This is a genomic window from Actinoplanes nipponensis (genome assembly GCF_016862275.1).
GTDB lineage: Bacteria > Actinomycetota > Actinomycetes > Mycobacteriales > Micromonosporaceae > Actinoplanes > Actinoplanes nipponensis.
Genome location: NZ_BOMQ01000072.1, coordinates 1 through 15,694, shown reverse-complemented (window position 1 = coordinate 15,694; position 15,694 = coordinate 1). Strand labels below are relative to the sequence as shown.

The 15,694-nt window shown below is 74.3% G+C and carries 13 protein-coding genes, 1 tRNA gene and 1 pseudogene; 7 read left to right on the top strand and 8 right to left on the bottom strand.

What is annotated here, in order from left to right:
- Nucleotides 1-499: 499 nt before the first annotated feature.
- The 8 genes and pseudogenes from Ani05nite_RS30760 to Ani05nite_RS30725 form a co-directional block, all read right to left on the bottom strand.
- On the bottom strand, nucleotides 500-706 hold the full coding sequence (locus Ani05nite_RS30760; RefSeq protein ID WP_203774215.1) for a hypothetical protein: 207 nt from the start codon (nucleotides 704-706) through the stop codon (nucleotides 500-502).
- A 129-nt stretch (nucleotides 707-835) separates the two neighbouring features.
- Nucleotides 836-2,329, bottom strand: coding sequence for an FAD-dependent monooxygenase (locus Ani05nite_RS30755; protein ID WP_203774214.1), 1,494 nt, complete (start codon nucleotides 2,327-2,329; stop codon nucleotides 836-838).
- 1 nt (nucleotide 2,330) lies between these two features.
- Entirely contained in the window at nucleotides 2,331-3,674 is a 1,344-nt protein-coding gene (locus tag Ani05nite_RS30750) for a dipeptidase (RefSeq protein ID WP_203774259.1), read from the bottom strand.
- A gap of 145 nt (nucleotides 3,675-3,819) precedes the next feature.
- Entirely contained in the window at nucleotides 3,820-4,890 is a 1,071-nt protein-coding gene (locus tag Ani05nite_RS30745) for a M48 family metallopeptidase (RefSeq protein WP_203774213.1), read from the bottom strand.
- 41 nt (nucleotides 4,891-4,931) lie between these two features.
- Nucleotides 4,932-5,540, bottom strand: coding sequence for a uridine kinase family protein (locus Ani05nite_RS30740; protein WP_203774212.1), 609 nt, complete (start codon nucleotides 5,538-5,540; stop codon nucleotides 4,932-4,934).
- Complete coding sequence (locus Ani05nite_RS30735) at nucleotides 5,530-7,086, bottom strand: cobyric acid synthase (protein ID WP_203774211.1); 1,557 nt, start codon at nucleotides 7,084-7,086, stop codon at nucleotides 5,530-5,532. Before Ani05nite_RS30735 ends, Ani05nite_RS30740 begins: the two co-directional genes overlap by 11 nt.
- The gene (locus tag Ani05nite_RS30730) at nucleotides 7,083-8,072 is read right to left on the bottom strand and encodes a cobalamin biosynthesis protein (protein ID WP_203774210.1); all 990 of its coding nucleotides are present in this window, start codon (nucleotides 8,070-8,072) and stop codon (nucleotides 7,083-7,085) included. The genes Ani05nite_RS30735 and Ani05nite_RS30730 overlap by 4 nt, the downstream gene beginning before the upstream one ends.
- A 995-nt stretch (nucleotides 8,073-9,067) precedes the next feature.
- Nucleotides 9,068-9,760: pseudogene (locus Ani05nite_RS30725) on the bottom strand (single-stranded DNA-binding protein); the annotation flags it as partial.
- Nucleotides 9,761-9,941: 181 nt separating this feature from the next.
- On the opposite strand from Ani05nite_RS30725, the gene Ani05nite_RS30720 reads away from it, so the two are divergent.
- The 7 genes from Ani05nite_RS30720 to Ani05nite_RS30690 form a co-directional block, all read left to right on the top strand.
- Complete coding sequence (locus Ani05nite_RS30720) at nucleotides 9,942-10,952, top strand: alpha/beta hydrolase (protein WP_203774207.1); 1,011 nt, start codon at nucleotides 9,942-9,944, stop codon at nucleotides 10,950-10,952.
- A gap of 69 nt (nucleotides 10,953-11,021) precedes the next feature.
- Nucleotides 11,022-11,094: transfer RNA gene (locus tag Ani05nite_RS30715), tRNA-Arg, on the top strand.
- Between the two features lie 132 nt (nucleotides 11,095-11,226).
- Nucleotides 11,227-12,009 carry a heliorhodopsin HeR gene (heR, locus tag Ani05nite_RS30710; protein ID WP_203774206.1) on the top strand — a complete coding sequence of 261 codons (783 nt, stop codon included), beginning with the start codon at nucleotides 11,227-11,229 and terminating at the stop codon, nucleotides 12,007-12,009.
- A gap of 77 nt (nucleotides 12,010-12,086) precedes the next feature.
- Complete coding sequence (locus Ani05nite_RS30705) at nucleotides 12,087-13,670, top strand: hypothetical protein (RefSeq protein WP_203774201.1); 1,584 nt, start codon at nucleotides 12,087-12,089, stop codon at nucleotides 13,668-13,670.
- Entirely contained in the window at nucleotides 13,667-14,377 is a 711-nt protein-coding gene (locus Ani05nite_RS30700; RefSeq protein WP_203774257.1) for an MOSC domain-containing protein, read from the top strand. Before Ani05nite_RS30705 ends, Ani05nite_RS30700 begins: the two co-directional genes overlap by 4 nt.
- 35 nt (nucleotides 14,378-14,412) lie before the next feature.
- Nucleotides 14,413-14,736 carry a PadR family transcriptional regulator gene (locus Ani05nite_RS30695; protein WP_203774199.1) on the top strand — a complete coding sequence of 108 codons (324 nt, stop codon included), beginning with the start codon at nucleotides 14,413-14,415 and terminating at the stop codon, nucleotides 14,734-14,736.
- Nucleotides 14,733-15,694 (top strand): hypothetical protein (locus tag Ani05nite_RS30690; protein ID WP_203774197.1); only part of this gene is annotated, 962 nt, incomplete at its 3' end. The genes Ani05nite_RS30695 and Ani05nite_RS30690, both read left to right, overlap by 4 nt.

Below are 15,694 nucleotides of genomic sequence, written 5' to 3'. Positions count from 1 at the left end.
GCGACCGGCCCGGTCCAGGGGCTGTCCCACAGCCGGAGGGTGGGTCTGGTCGGGCTCAGTCGGCCTGCGTGCGTTGTCACCGCCCGCCAGCGGGCCGTCGCCCCAACCGCAACCCATGATCCGAGCCGCACAGGGACGCACGCCGCTGCGACGCAGCGTGTAAGGCCGGCCCGGGGGCGTCCACCTCAGCGCAGCAGCCGGCTCCGGCCACGGTCCATCGACCCCAGCACAGCGCGCCAGGCCCGGCCCATGGACCATCGACCCCAGCACAAGCGCGCCTGCCTTGGCCAACGGATCATCGACCCCAGCACAGCGCGCCAGCCCCGCGGCCCGGCCACCGACCCACCGACCTACCGACCGCCCACGCACGAGCGGACCCTTCTCCCAGGCCGCCCACCCCGGCACAGCGACCCGCCACGCCGGCGAAGGGGGCCTGTCGCCCGGCGCACCCCGTGGCGACGGCGTGCGCCGGGCGACGGGCCCGGGGACATGAACAAGGTCAGGCGGCCACCGGCTCCGTGATGCGGTAGCCGCGGGCGCGGATGGCTTCGGCGACGCGGCTGAGTTGCGCGTCGAGCTGGCACAGGGCTTCGGACAGCTCAGCGAGCTGGTCGGTGAGGGCGGTGTCGTCCCACCCGGAGACGTCGACGTCCCCCAGAGCACTGCCGGCGGCGCGGAGCGCCACGATAGCCTCGTTCGAACTCATGTTCGAATCCTAACAGGACCGATCTTCGCTGTGCAGTTGACTCACCCGATCAAGCGACCCGAATCACGCCAACGGTGGCACCCTTCGGCGGGCTCGTCCGGACTGCCGCAAAGTGGTATTCCGAGCCGGTCAGGCGGGGCGGTGGACCCCGTCGGGCGGCTCCGGCATGACGCCGCGGAACACCGACTCGGCGTCCGGGGGCGCGGCGACGGCGGCCACGAAACCGTCCGGCCGTACGAGATAGAGCCGTCCCGGCAACAGCGGGGTCTGCGGAGCGGCAGGGAACAGGTGCACCGGCAGCCCCAACTCCGGCACGTCCGCTTTCTCCACCCCGCCGTACCCGTGGATCTGCCACTGCAGTGACCGCAGCACCTCGTAGTTGTCCCCCGCCCACGCCAGCCGGCGACCGACCACCGGGTCGCGTCGCGCGTCCGGCGTCAGGTGGTAACGGATCCTGATCTGGGACACGTACCCGAAGAAGCGTGAGCCGCCGCGCGTGCGGGGCAGCACCCGGACCCCGACCGGCGCCAGCAGCGGCACGACGAGCCGGCGCAGGGCCCGCAGCGCGAGCCGCTGCGACGTGATGAAGCCGAACAGCCGGTCGGTCGTCGCCACCAGGGTGCGGGCCACCGGCCGCCGCTCGGCCTCGTAGCGGTCCAGCCACGCCTCGCCGGCCCGCCCGTGCACCACGTCGGCGAGTTTGAACGCCAGGTTGTGCGCGTCCTGCAGGCCGGTGTTCATGCCCTGGCCGCCCACCGGGGAGTGCACGTGCGCCGCGTCGCCGGCCAGGAGGAACGGCCCGTCGCGGAACCTGGCCGCCACCCGGTGGTGCACCCTGTACGTCGCGAACCAGCGCGACTGGTCGTAGGTCACCGCGAACGAGCGCCGGATGCGGGCCCGGGCGTCCTGCTCGGCGATGACGCCGTCGCCGTCGTCGTCGCGGGCCAGGCCGATCAGGCGCCAGTTGTCCCCGCCGCGCATCGGAAAGCCGAGCAGGAACTCGTCGCCGCCGGGCCGGACGTTGATCGCGCCGCCCACCAGGCCGCCCACCGCCGTCGCGTCGATCACGTAGAACGTGTGGGGGTTGGTCACGCCCTCGAAGGCGATGCCGCGCGACTTGCGGACCACCGAGTTCGCCCCGTCCGCGCCGACGCAGAACCGGGCCCTGATCGTCTCGTCGCCGCAGACCGCCTCGACGCCCTCGGACGTGGCGGTCAACGAGGTGACCGGCCGGCCCCAGCGGACCTCGCCGCCGAGCGCCTGGAGGTTCTCGAGGAGGATCTCCTCGTTGCGGCTCTGCTCCAAGATCTCGATCCACGGGTACGGCGTCACGCCCGCCCCCAGCGGCCCGAGCGGAATCCGGCCGAAGACGCGACTGCCGAAGCCCGGCGCCAGCGCCTCCGCCCGGTGTGCCGCCGCGAGCACCTTGTCCGCGATGCCGAGCTGGTCGTACACCTCGATGCTGCGCGCCTGCACCACGAGCGCCCGTGACTCGCGGGTCGGGCCGTCCTTGCCGTCCACGACGATCACCTGAACGCCGAGCCGCACCAGCCAGTTCGCCAGCATCAGCCCGGTGGGCCCGGCGCCGACCACCAGCACGTCGCAGCTCGGCTCGGCGGTCATGTCACTTCCCCAGCGCGGCCACGTTGCGCAGCAGCAGGGCCTCGGCCAGACACACCCGGGCGAACTCGCCGAGGTGCAGGCTCTCGTTGGGCCCGTGGGCACCGGCATACGGGTCCTCGACGCCGGTCACCAGGATCGCCGCCTCCGGGAAGAGCTCCTGGAAGGTGGCGATGAACGGGATGGACCCGCCGACGCCCATGTCGACCGGCGCGACCCCGTCCCAGGCCGTCCGGAACGCGGCGCGGGCGGCGTCGAAGGCGGGGCCGGTCGCGTCGATCACGCACGGCTCACCGCCGCTCTCCAGCGTGACCTCCACGCGGGCGCCCCACGGCACGTACTTCTCGGCGTGGGCGCGGATCGCTGCGTACGCCGAGTTCCAGTCGTCGCCCGGCGCCAGCCGCACGCTCAGCTTGGCCTTGGCCCTGGGCACCAGGGCGTTCGGCGCCTCGCTGGTCCGCGGCGCGTCGATGCCGAGCACGGCGATGGACGGCTTGGTCCAGATGCGGTCGGTGAGCCGGCCCTCGCCGATCAGCTTGACGCCGTCGAGCACACCGGCCTCGTGGCGGAAGCGGTCCTCCGGGTAGTCGACGGTCGCGCCCTCGCGGCGGGCCAGGCCGTCCACGAGAACCTCGCCGTTCTCGTCGTGCAGGGTCGCGATGAGCCGGGACAGCACGAGGAGCGCGTCGGGCACCGGGCCGCCGAACATGCCGCTGTGCACGGCGTTGCTCAGGGTGCTGACCTCGATGAAGCAGTTGACCAGCCCGCGCAGCGAGGTGGTGAGGGCGGGCACGCCGATGTCCCAGTTGCCGGAGTCGGCGATGACGATGACGTCGGAGCGCAGCGTCTCCTTGTGGGTTTCGAGCAGCTCGTCGAGCGACTCGGAGCCGTACTCCTCCTCGCCCTCGATGAACAGCACGACGCCGACCGGCAGCTCGTCGCCGAACGCCCGCAACGCCGCGACGTGCGCCATCACGCCGGCCTTGTCGTCGGCGGCGCCGCGGCCGTAGAGCCGGCCGTCGCGCTCGACCGGCTCGAACGGGTCGCTGGTCCACAGCGCCGGGTCGCCGGCGGGCTGCACGTCGTGGTGCGCGTAGAGCAGCACGGTCGGCGCGCCCTCGGGGGCGGCCCGGCGGCCGATGACGGCGGGCTGGCCGGACCCCCGGACGATCTCCACCTCGAGGCCACAACCGCGCAGCAGCTCGGCGACGGCCGCGGCGGACCGCTCGACCTGCGAGTGGTCGAAGCCGTCGAAGGCGATGCCGGGGATGCGGACCAGCCGCTCGAGGTCGGCGCGGACACCGGGCAGCTCACGGGCGATCGCGGCGCGCAGGTCGTCTTCGGTCAGGCTCATGCCATCGCCTCCGCCGGCGCTCCGGCGATGAGCTTCGTCGGGCGCGGAGATGGTGATGTGCTCGCAGGCTCGGTCATGAACCGATCCTAAGCCGGTCGGTGCGGGCCGCGGGGGCCCGCTGCGCCGGCCTGTGGACAACTCAGCTCGCGGGCGGCGCCGGGGGCTCGTCGTCGGGGCGGCGGCCCTTGGCGGCCCAGTCCCGGGCGCCGCGTGCGGCGGACCCGGCGAGGTCCGCGGCGCCGTCCCCCAGCTTGCGGAGCAGGCCCACGAGCGGGTCCTGCGAGTCGTTGAAGGACTGCCGGTACGAGTCCGCGGCGGCCTTGACGTCCTCGGTGACCGAGGCGTTGCCGTCGGAGTCGCGGCGCGGGTAGTCGCCACCGAGGATCCGGCCGTACTCGCCGGAATCGATCCACTTACGCAGCTCGGCGGCGCGCGCGACGGGCACGGGGTGGCTGCTCCACGCCGTCATGCCGAGCTTGTGGATGCTGTCGCGCAGGTCCCCGCCGCCTTCGTACTCGGCCGCCTGCTCCAGGAACGCCGCCGTGTCGATCTGGCTCAGGTCGCCGCCACCGGCCAGCTTCATCAGCAGCCGGGTCGACGCCGCCGGATCCTGACCGGCCAGCAGACCCGCCCGGTCGGCCGACAGCTCGGCCTTGCGCCACCACTCGTACATCGCCGCGATGATCGCGCGCAGGGCGATCGCACCGATCGGCAGCCAGCTGACGTTCGCCGCCCACCGGGTGAGAATCATCATGATCGTCTTGTAGACGGCGTGACCGCTGCGCACGTGGCCGATCTCGTGGCCCAGCAGCGCGCGCAGCTCCTCGTCGTCCAGCTTCTCCACCGCCGCCGTGGTGATCACGATGAACGGCTTGTCCATCCCGATCGCCTGACCATTGATCATCGGCGACTGCGTCACGTACAGCTCCGGCAGCTCCGCGACGTCGAGCGTGGCGGCCGCCTCGGCGAAGCGCTGGAAGACGCGCGGATACTGACGGTGGTCCACGCGGATCGACCCGGCCAGATACTGCAGGCGGAAGCCGCGATCGTTCCACATGCCGAAGAACGCCTTGACCACGTCGTCGAAGCCACGCAGCTCACGGAGGGCGGTCAGCGCGCCGCGGTCGGCCGGGTGCTCCCAGGCCCGGGAGCTGATGCCGGTCAGCGTGATCCGGCGCCGCGCGGGCCGGTTCTCCTCGTCGGTCGTCATCGTCCGTCCCCGTTCCCGCCGCTCACGCAGCTGATCGTGGTTCAGTCCGGCGGCGCCGGCCAGAGCCGTTCGTACCGATCGTCGAAACCTTCGGCGGCCCCGTCGACCAGGAGATCCACGTGCGCCGCGGTGGCGTCCGCGGCGAAGTGCCGGTCCTCGTTCAAGCGCCAGCGCTCAAGGTACGCCCGGAAGGCAACATCGTCGCGCCCGTCGCGGGCCAGGGCCCGCCGCCACCGCAGATCGGCCGGCGCGGTGACGAAGACGGAGAAGGACAACTCGGGCCGGATCTCCCGCCGGGCGGCGGTCACACCCTCCAGCAGTACGGCCGCAGCCGGCGCGACCACGACAGGATTGCCGCCGAACGCCTGCCGATGCCAAAGGTACCGGTGATACGTGGCGGTACGGCCGCGCCGCAGCGGACCGAGCACCTGTTCCTCGAGCCGCGCCCAGAAGGTGAACTGGTCGTCCCAGCCGTCGAGCAGGTCGTCGGTGTGCACGAGCGGGATGTCGGCGGCCTTCGCCAGCCGCGCGGCGAACCAGCTCTTGCCGGCCCCGCTGGGCCCGTCGACCGCCACCAGCCGGACGGGCCCCAGCCGCGGCGGCCGCTCGAGGATCCGCTCGGCGAGGGCGGCGAAGGTCTCAGCTCCCATCGCCACCTCCGGGCTGCGCCGGCGCGCCCGGCGGGATGAAGGGGAGTCCACGGGAGGGCCCGGACTCGATGAGGCGCCACAGGGCGTCGGTGTCGAGGTGTTCCTCCACGAGGTCGCCGAGGACGTCGAGGGCGCGTTCGCGTACCTCGGCGAAGCGGGTGTCCGGGGCGACCACGAAGCCGTGCCGGCCCGCCTGCCGTGCCGCCCCGGTCAGGAACCGGCGGCGGAACTCGTCCGACTCGAAGGCGCCGTGCCAGTGCGTGCCGCAGACCGCTCCGACGACCGCGCCCTCCGGGGTGCCGTCCGCGTACCGCAGCAGCGGCGCCGGATCGCCGGCGGACACGTACCCGTGGTGGATCTCGTAGCCGCTCACCGGGACCTGCTCCCAGGCCGCGCCGCGCGACCGGGCCAGGGTCTTGCGCTCGCCGAAGGTGATCTCCACCGGCAGCAGGCCGAGCCCGGGCACGGTGCCCCGGCGGCTCTCGACCTCGTCGTGGATCGTGCCGGCGAGCATCTGGAAGCCCCCGCAGATGCCGACGAGCGGCTTACCGGCCGCGGCGTGCGCCCGGATCGCGTCGGCCAGGCCGGTCTCGCGCAGCCAGGCCAGGTCGCTGACCGTGGCCTTCGAGCCGGGCAGGACGACCAGGTCGGCGTCGGCGATCTCGGCCGGCTCGACGGTCAGGCGCACCTGGACGCCGGGCTCGGTGGCGAGAGCCTCGGCGTCGGTGGCGTTGGAGATCCGCGGCAGCCGGACCACGGCGACACGCAGCCACTCGGTGCCGCGCGGGGCGGCGGGCCGGCCCAGCACCCGCCCGTACGCCAGGGAGTCCTCGGCGTCCAGCCACACGTCCAGGTTGAACGGCAGCACGCCGTGCACCGGCCGCCCGGTGGCCGCGGTGATCATGTCGAGCCCGGGCCGCAGCAGCCCGAGGTCGCCGCGGAACTTGTTGATGACGAAGCCGCAGACCAGCGCCTGGTCCTCGGGGCTGAGCAGCGCCACCGTGCCGAACAGCGCCGCGAACACCCCGCCCCGGTCGATGTCGCCGACGACGACGGCCGGCAGGCCGGCCTGCCGGGCCAGGCCCATGTTGACGAAGTCGCCGTCGCGCAGGTTGATCTCCGCCGGGCTGCCGGCGCCCTCGCAGATCACCGCGTCGTACTCGGCCCGCAGCTCGGCCAGGGTCGCGTGGGCGGCCTCGGCCAGCCGTGGCCGCAGCGACCGGTAGTTGCCCGCGGTGACGGTGTCCACGGCCTGCCCCAGCAGCACGACCTGGCTGGAGAAGTCGCTGCCCGGCTTGAGCAGCACCGGGTTGAACCGGATGTCCGGGGCGATTCCGCAGGCGGCGGCCTGCATGGCCTGGGCCCGGCCGATCTCGCCGCCGCGCCCGTCGGCGCCGACCACCACGACGGAGTTGTTCGACATGTTCTGCGCCTTGAACGGCGCCACCTTCACACCCCGCCGGTGCAGCCACCGGCAGATCCCGGCGGTCAGCACGCTCTTGCCGGCGTCGGAGGTGGTGCCGGCGACCAGCAGCCCGCCGCTCACCGCGCACCCGCCCGGTCGACGAGCCCGGACCGGAGCAGGGCGACGCCCGCGGCGAGCACCACGGCCCCCAGGCCGGCCGCGCCGGAGAGCCGGGCGGCCCGGCGCAGGTGGGCGGCGGCGGGTCGCGGTCCGTCGCCCAGCAACGGCCTGGTCTCGGTACGCCCGAAGTAGACGTTGCGCCCGCCCAGCCGCACCCCCAGCGCCCCGGCCACGGCCGCCTCGCACTGGCCGGCGTTGGGACTGGGGTGATCGTTGCGGTCCCGGCGCCACACCCGCAGGGCCTCCGCCGGCCGGCCGCCGGCCAGCGGAGCCGCGAGGACGGTCAGCAGCCCGGTGAGCCGCGAGGGCAGCAGGTTGAGCAGGTCGTCGAGCCGGGCCGACGGTGTCCCGAACCGGGCGTACCGCGGTGACCGGTGTCCGACCATGGCGTCGAGGGTGTTGGCGGCCCGGTAGCCGAGCAGCCCCGGCAGCCCGAGCAGGCCGCCCCAGAGCAGCGGGGCGACGACGGCGTCGGACGTGTTCTCGGCGACCGACTCGACCGTGGCGCGGGCCAGCTCCGGCTCGTCGAGGGCGGAGGGATCCCGGCCGCACAGGTGGCTGAGGCGTCCCCGCGCCGCCGTCAGGTCGCCGTTCTCCAGGTGCGCGGCCATGACGGCCGATTCGCGGCGCAGCGTGCGGCCGCCGAGCACGGTCCAGGTGGCCGCGGCGACAAGCGCGGCCCGTGCGGCCGGCCGCCGCCGGGTGAGCACGGAAGCGGCGACCCCGGCGGCCACCGGAACGCCCACGGCAACCGCGGCGAACAGGGTGCCGGCCCACCGGTCGGGGGCATAGAGACGACGCTCCAGCGCGCCGGCGGCCCGGCCGAACCCCGCCACGGGATGAAAGCGCCGAGGATCGCCGAGCGCGGCGTCCAGCGCGAAGCCCGCCAGCAGCCCGATCGCGTCGGCCGCCGTCGCGCCCCGGGCGCCCGCTCGCGTCGTCGGCATCCGCCCAGCTCTTTCCATCTCGACCACCCTAGTGAGGCTGTTCCGGTGCTTCGGTCGCGCCCACCTGCCCGCAGGCGCCCCGGGGCGGCGCCGGCCGCCGTCCGGGGGGATGGACGGCGGCCGGCGGGAGGCGCCCGCCCTGCTCCTGGCGCAGTCCGCTGTGCCGAGCGGTTGCGCCTTTCTCTCGGGGAGAGCGCCCCGGAGCGGGGCGGGCGGCCCAGGGTTGGCGGGTGGGTGCCGACCACCGAACACCCACCCGCCGGCCGGTCGTTCGCGACGCTCACCCCAGGGCGTCGACGCGACCGGCGTCCGGGCGGCGGCGGAGACCGGGGAAAATCTCCGCCGCCGCGTTTTCCGACCCCGGCCACTGCTGGTCACCAGCAGTGGCCGGGCCGCCGGCGGCCAGGAACACCGCACGGCAGGGGTTGGCGGGTGGGTGCCGACCACCGAACACCCACCCGCCGGGCCGGCGGGCCTCGCTGCCACCTCCGGCGAGACCCACCGGCCGGCCGGCCCTCGACCACCCGCACCGGAGCCGGTGCGCACCCTCCGACCGGCCTCGCGGTGGCGGCCGCGGAGGTCGGCGCCGGATCGCCAGGCTGTCGGCCGGGTGGGCGGAAGGGAGGGCCGGGGCGGTGCCGCCGTCACGGATCCGAGGGGGATGCGGATCCGCGACGACGGCGGCTCACGAAGCGGTCACGCCCGGGAACGCGCCGCCAAGGGGGTCAGGCCGGGACGGGCTGCCGGCGCGGGCTGCGACCCCGGCTGGTACGCCGCGCCGGGCTCTCGCTCTCGCCCGCCGGCCCCGCGTCGGGCTCGGATCCTCCGCCCGCGGGCCGGCTCGAACGGGACCCGGCACCGGACCGCGGCCCCGGACCGGGCCCGGGCACGGGACCGCCCGCCGGGGTGCGCCCGGCCCCCGGCACGGGACCGCCGGCGTCCGCCGAGCCGTGCCCGGCCCCCGGCACGGCGCCGCCGGCGCCCGCCGAGCTGACCCCCGGCCCGCGGCCGGAGGCGTCCGCCGCGCCGGCTTCGGGGGCCGGCAGCTCGGCGGCCCCGGGCTCGCCGCCGTCCTGCTCCCGGCCCGGGTCCCCGCCCGGGACGGCCACACCCGTGTCGAACGGCTCGATGGTGCCGCCGTGCAGGGCCGCGATCGGGTCGAGGCCCGCCGGGCCGGCCGGGATCTCCGCGAACGTCGGTTCGTCGCCGTCGAGCAGGCCGTCGCCGTACACCGTCGGCACCTCGTCCTCCGGGACCGGCATCGCCGTCTCGCCGCGGATCTGGCCCTCGGCCTCCGTCGTCTCCGACACGCTCGCCGCCGTGGGCTTGTTACGGAAGAACCGGCCCCGGCCGCGGGCGAGGTCGTGCCCGACGGACACCGCCTCCATCTCGTACGTGGTGCGCGGGTTGCCTTCCGAGTCGGTCCAGTCGCGGGTGTAGAGGCGTCCCGCCACCACGACCGGGTCGCCGACCGTGACGGACGCCGCCACTCCCTCGGCGAGCCGGCGCCAGCAGTTGACGCGTACCCGGAAGTGGTTGCCGTCCACCCAGCGCCCGGTCTCCTTCTCCAGGCGGCGGGCCGTCGAGGCCACCCGGAAGTTCGCGACCAGGGTGTTCGTGCTGGCGGTGCGGCGCCATTCCGGCGCGGTCAGGACGTTCCCGACCACCACGATGTTGGTGTCGAACACTGCGTCTCCTTATCGACGGGAAGTACGACGGGGGATCTGCGAAGCAGCGTGCGCCGACCGACCCGATGTCCGCTTCGCGAGCGCCGCGAGCCTGTGGATGACGGCGGAATGTGGACGAGGATGGAAATCGCGGCTGATCTGCTATGGCGCGAAGGTCCCTACGCATGGGTAACCTGGCGGCGTGGAGACCGACGTCCTGGGCCCGCCGTACGAGCGGCTCACCATCGACCTGGGCACCGACGACGAGGGCCCGGTCGTCGCGACCCTGGTCCGCCGGCGCGGGGACACCCCGTCGCGGCGCGCGGTGCTGTACGTGCACGGCTTCGTGGACTACTTCTTCCAGACCCATCTGGCCGACTTCTTCGTCGAGCGCGGCTGGGACTTCTACGCCCTGGACCTGCGCAAGTACGGCCGCAGCCTGCTGCCGCACCAGACGCCGAACTTCGCGCGCAGCCTCACCGAGTACTACCCGGAGCTGGACGAGGCGGCCCGGATCATCCGCGAGGACGACGGCCACGAGCAGCTGCTCGTCGCCGGCCACTCCACCGGTGGGCTGATCACCTCACTGTGGTCGCACTCGCGCCACGACCAGGGCGTCGTCGACGGCCTCTTCCTGAACAGCCCGTTCTTCGACTTCAACGTGCCGTGGCTGCTGCGCCGCCCGCTGATGAGCGTGGTGGGCCGCACGAGCGGTCGCAACCCGTACAGGGTGCTGCCGATGAGCACGCTGGGCCTGTACGGGCAGAGCCTGCACAGCGACCACCGTGGCGAGTGGACGTACGACCTCACCTGGAAACCGCTGAACGGCTTCCCCGTCCGTACCGGATGGCTCGAAGCGATCCGCCGCGGCCAGGCCCGCCTGCGCGCCGGGCTGGCCATCGACGCCCCGATCCTGGTCGCCTGCTCGACCCGCAGCTTCCGCGGCCGCAGCTGGCACGAGGACGTCCAGCTGAGCGACTCCGTGCTGGACGTCGAGCACATCGTGCGCTGGGCGCCGCGGCTCGGGCCGCGGGTGACGATCGCCCGCTTCGACGGCGGCATGCACGACCTGACGCTGTCCGGCCGGGACGTGCGCACCGAGGTCTTCCAGGAACTCGGCCGGTGGGTCGACGCGTTCGTGCCGCCCAAGGGCACGCCGGAGATCGCGGTGCCGCCGGCCCCGGAGGACAAAGCGGACGCCACGACGCCGTGACATCCCGCTCGACCGGGCGGCGGCGGAACTCTAGTATGTGCTGGCCAGCACACTCCGTGGGCCGGCCAGGCGCTCGTAGCTCAGCGGATAGAGCAACGGACTTCTAATCCGTCGGTCGCAGGTTCGAATCCTGCCGGGCGCGCCCCAACCACCTGCGCATACACCGACTGCTCTCCCCCAAGCTCAGCCCGGCCGACCGCCACCGGGAGCGATATCATCGGAGCATTCACGCCGCGCCCGGCGTCCGTACCGCGGAGCAGGAGTTGATCCAGCCGTGCGAGGCAACGACAGCATGCCGACCGCCACCGGAGTCACCGACGAGCGCCTGGCGGGTCTGCGCCGCTGGAACGTCGGCCTCGCCCTCCTGCACCTCGCTCAGGCGGTGGTTGTCGTCGTGCTCGCCGGCAGCTTCGCCATCACCGTCACCTCGTCGTTTCCCGAGGGACCGCCCGGCACCGCCGTGGGTGCGCCCAAGGCCCTGTTCGACGTGCCGATCGGGTGGGCGGTCGCCGTCTTCCTGCTGCTGGCGGCCCTGGACCACCTGCTGACCGCGACCGTCGCGCGCGGCCTCTACGAACGTGATCTGCGGCGGGGCATCAACCGCTTCCGCTGGGTCGAGTATTCGGTCAGCGCGACGCTGATGGTCGTCCTGATCAGCTTCTACTCGGGCGTGACGAGCATCAACGCCGTCATCACGATCGCCGGCGCCAACGTGGCGATGATTCTGTTCGGTTGGCTCCAGGAGCTGATGAACCCGCCGGGCCGCCGCGCGACGACGATGCTGCCCTTCTGGTTCGGCACGATCGTCGGTCTCGCCCCGTGGATCTCGATCGCCGTCAACGTCGTCGGGTCCGAGACCGTCCCCGGTTTCGTCTACGGCATCGTCGTGGCCCAGGCCGTGTTCTTCTTCAGCTTCGGGCTCAACCAGTGGCTCCAGTACCGGGGAGTCGGCCGGTGGGCCGACTACGCCTACGGCGAGAAGGTCTATCTGGTGCTCAGCCTGATCGCGAAGTCCGTGCTGGCGTGGCAGATCTTCGGCGGGTCGTTGGCCGGCTGATGACCGAGCCGGTCGCTGTCCACACGGACGGCGAGCGGGGTCGCGGCGCCGGCCCGGCGTCGCTAAGGTCCCTCGCCATGACGTCGAAGACCCTTCCGGAGGCCGGCGCCACGCGCCTCCAACCCGTGCGCCCGCGGGCCACCCGGCTCGCCGCGGCGGTCATCGCGCTGACCGGCATCGCGGTGGCCCTCGTCGGCCCCGTTGCGGCGAGCGCCCAGGCGCCGGCGGATCTGCGGGTCGAGGTCTCCGACGTCGATGTGGCGCCCGGCGGCCGGACGGCGGTCTGGCTGCGGACGTACGCGGATCCGGCGCAGCGCGTCCAGGCCGGCAGCGTCACCTTCCGCCTCTCGGCGAACCTGGTCGCCGCCGGGCTGCGGGTGGACATCGACGACGCGAATCCCAACTGCTCCGGCGGCGACTCCTCCATCACGTGCAGCTTCGAGGACACCTTCTTCGACTTCACCCCGGCCGGCAAGCGCAGCACCGGCGTCGTGCTGTTCGGCGGGGCGTCCGCGCCGCTGGGCACCGAGGGCACGATCACCGCGACCTTCCGGGGTTCCCGCGGCGAGCAGGCCACGACCGTCGCCGAGGCCACCGTCGTCGAGGGCGTCAGCCTCGTCGCCGGCGCCGTGCCGGCGATCTCCGCGAAGCCGGGCTCGTCCTTCGCCGCGCCGCTGACGGTACGCAACGCGGGTGCGAACGTGACCGACGGCGTCGGGCTGAGCGCCGGACTGCCCGTGCCCGCCCTGGCGGCCGGCGCCCGCTTCCGCAACTGCCGCTACGCCGCGGAGCAGCTGGTGTCCTGCCGTTTCGACCAGCAGCTGCAGCCCGGCACGACCTACCGGGCGACCCTGCCCTTCCTGCTGCGGGGCGACACGCTGGCCCCCGTCGGGCTGACCGCGCCGTTGACCTGGCGCACGTCCGCCCAGCACGACGCCCACCTGGCCGAGGAGCGGGCGCTGGGCCGTCCCGCCGGCTCGGCCGGTGACGGGCCGGTGCTGGCGCTCGAGCCGGTCGCCACCGCGGCGGCGAAGCGGCAGGCCGACGTGGACGACCGGGACAACACCTCGCGCCTGCGGGTCTCGGTGACCGGGCGCAACGGGGTCGACCTGGTGGCGCTGGGCGTCGCGGTCAACGGCGGGAAGGGCGACGTGGTGCCGGCGGCGGTCGGGCTGCGCAACGACGGTCCCGCCGCGCTCGACCCGAATCAGCCCACCATGCGGGCCAAGATGCGGGTGACCCTCCCCCGGGGCACCGAGATCGTCACCGTTCCGGCCCGCTGCCGGCAGGTCGTCGAGGGCGACCCCGAGTGGCGCCGGCCCGCCGATTCCGGAGCCTTCCAGTACCTCTGCACCGCGGGCGGCTATCTGGCCGCCGGCGCGGTCGAGAAGTTCCGCTTCGAGCTGCGCATCACCGAGGTCATCGCGGGCGCGACCGGGGAGCTCGAGGTCATCGCCCCGTGCGGCGGCGCGTGTGAGCTCGACCGGTCCGACGACAAGGCGCTGATCGTCGTCAACGGCGCCGGCGGGACCGGCGGGGGCGGCCTGCCGGTGACCGGCACGCCCATCGCGGCGGTCGTGGGCACGGCCCTGCTGTTGCTGCTGGCCGGCGCGGGTGGCGTGGTCGTCGCCCGACGGCGCCGGACCCGGTTCCTCGCCTGAGCCGCGGTCGATCGTGGCGGCTCGCCGAGATCCGCCGCTATCCGGTCAAGTCGCTGCTGGGTGAGTGCCTTGCGGCCGCCGAGGTCGATCGGCGGGGGCTGGCCGGCGACCGGCTCTGGGCGGTGCGCGACGCCGACGGCAAGCTCGGCAGCGGCAAGGACACCCGGCGCTTCCGGCGCATGCCGGGCCTGTTCCGGTTGCGCGGCCACGCCGGCGGCGATGTGCCGGTGGTGGAATTGCCCGACGGGCGCCGGTTCGCCGCCGACGATCCGGCCGGGCACCGGGCCGTCAGCGAGGTGCTGGGCCGGGAGGTGACGATCGCCCGGGAGGCCGCGGTCGGTCACCACGACGAGGGACCAGTCAGCGTGATCAGCACCGCCGCGCTGCGCCGGCTCGGGGAGCTGACCGGGGCGGCGGTCGACCCGCTGCGGTTCCGGGCCAACCTGCTCGTCGACGTTCCGGGCAGCGGCTTCCCGGAGGACGAGTGGCTGGGGCAGGAACTGCGGGTCGGTGCGCAGGTGGTGCTGCGGCCGCAGCGGCGGCTCACCCGCTGCGTGATGATCGACCTGGCCCAGGAGCATCTCCCCGGGCACGGCCGGCTGCTGCGGACCGTGGCCGAGCACCACGACCTGACCTTCGGCGTCTGGGCGACCGTCGAACAACCCGGCCGCATCACAGTGGACGACACGGCGGCGCCGACCAGCTGAGTGACAGGACGCCCGACCCTATGTAGAGTTCCTACATGGCCCCCCGGATGACCACGTCGGTGCTCAAGGTCGTGGCGGCGCTGCTCGCCGACCCCGCCGCCGAACGCTACGGTCTGCAGCTGATGCAGGCCACCGGCCTGCCCAGCGGCACCCTCTATCCGATCCTGGTGCGCCTGGAGCGGGCCGGCTGGGTCGAGTCCCGGTGGGAGCAGACCGACCCGTCCGCCGACGGCCGTCCGAACAGGCGCTACTACCTGCTCACCGCGGACGGCGCGGTCGCGGCGCGGCGCGAGGTCGCGGCGATGCAGCAGCAGATGGCCCGGGTGGCTGTGCCGGGCCCGAAGGTGGAGCCGGCGTGACGGCCGCCGACCGCCTGGCGCGGGCCCTGATCGATCGCGCCGCGCGGCGCTGGCCCGCGGACCTCCGCGACGAGCTGGCCCGCGAGTGGCACGCCGAGCTGGCCCACAGCCGCCGCAAACTCGCCTTCGCGGTCAGCCTGGCCGTCTCCCCCGCCGTCGAGGAGGCGGACGACGAACCCGCCACCTGGGCCCGGCGAGGCGCGCGCTGGGCGCGTTCCCTGTCCGTGCCGGCCGCGTTGACCCTGCTCGCGGCGGCCCTCTTCAACGTCGTGCACCTGGCGCAGGGCCGGTTCGGCGCGGTCGCCGGGACCGCCACGCTGGCCGGCGCCACGGCCGTGATGGCGGCGGCCGGCGGCCGGACGACGGTACGCCGGGTCCTCCTGCTCGGGCTGACCGGCTACATGTTCCTGCTGGCCGGCAACCAGGTGGCCGTCATGCCGTTCATGGGCTGGATCGACATCGGCCCGGCGGTGCTGACGTGGACGGTCCTGACCGCGGCGACCGTACGGGTGAGCACCCGCCTGCGGACCGCGGGCCACGACCGGCTCGCCGGCCTGGCCGCCGTCGCCGGCGCGGTACTGGCTCTCGACCTCGCCGCGGCCGCCGGTTCCCTGCACGCCGCCGCAGTCCTCGGGATGAGCCCTGTCTCGGCGCCCGCCTGGTTCCCGCTGGCCCTGCTGCCCGGCGGGTTCGCCGGCTTCGGCGCCTACTTCCCCGACGGCGCCGCCGCGTTCGGCGGCCTGCAGCAGTCCGGCCCGGCCTTCCACGCCTCGAACGTCCTGCTCGGCAACGCCTCCGCGATGATCGGTCCCCTCGCGCTGTGTTCCGTCGCGGTCGTCGCCGGGCTCCTGCGCCGCCGGCCCGCGCGGTTCCCGGCGGCCCGGCCAGGCCGCGACGCCCCCGGCCAGGTGGCGCTCGGCGTGGCGGCCGGGCCGGGCCGCGACGCCCCCGGCCAGGT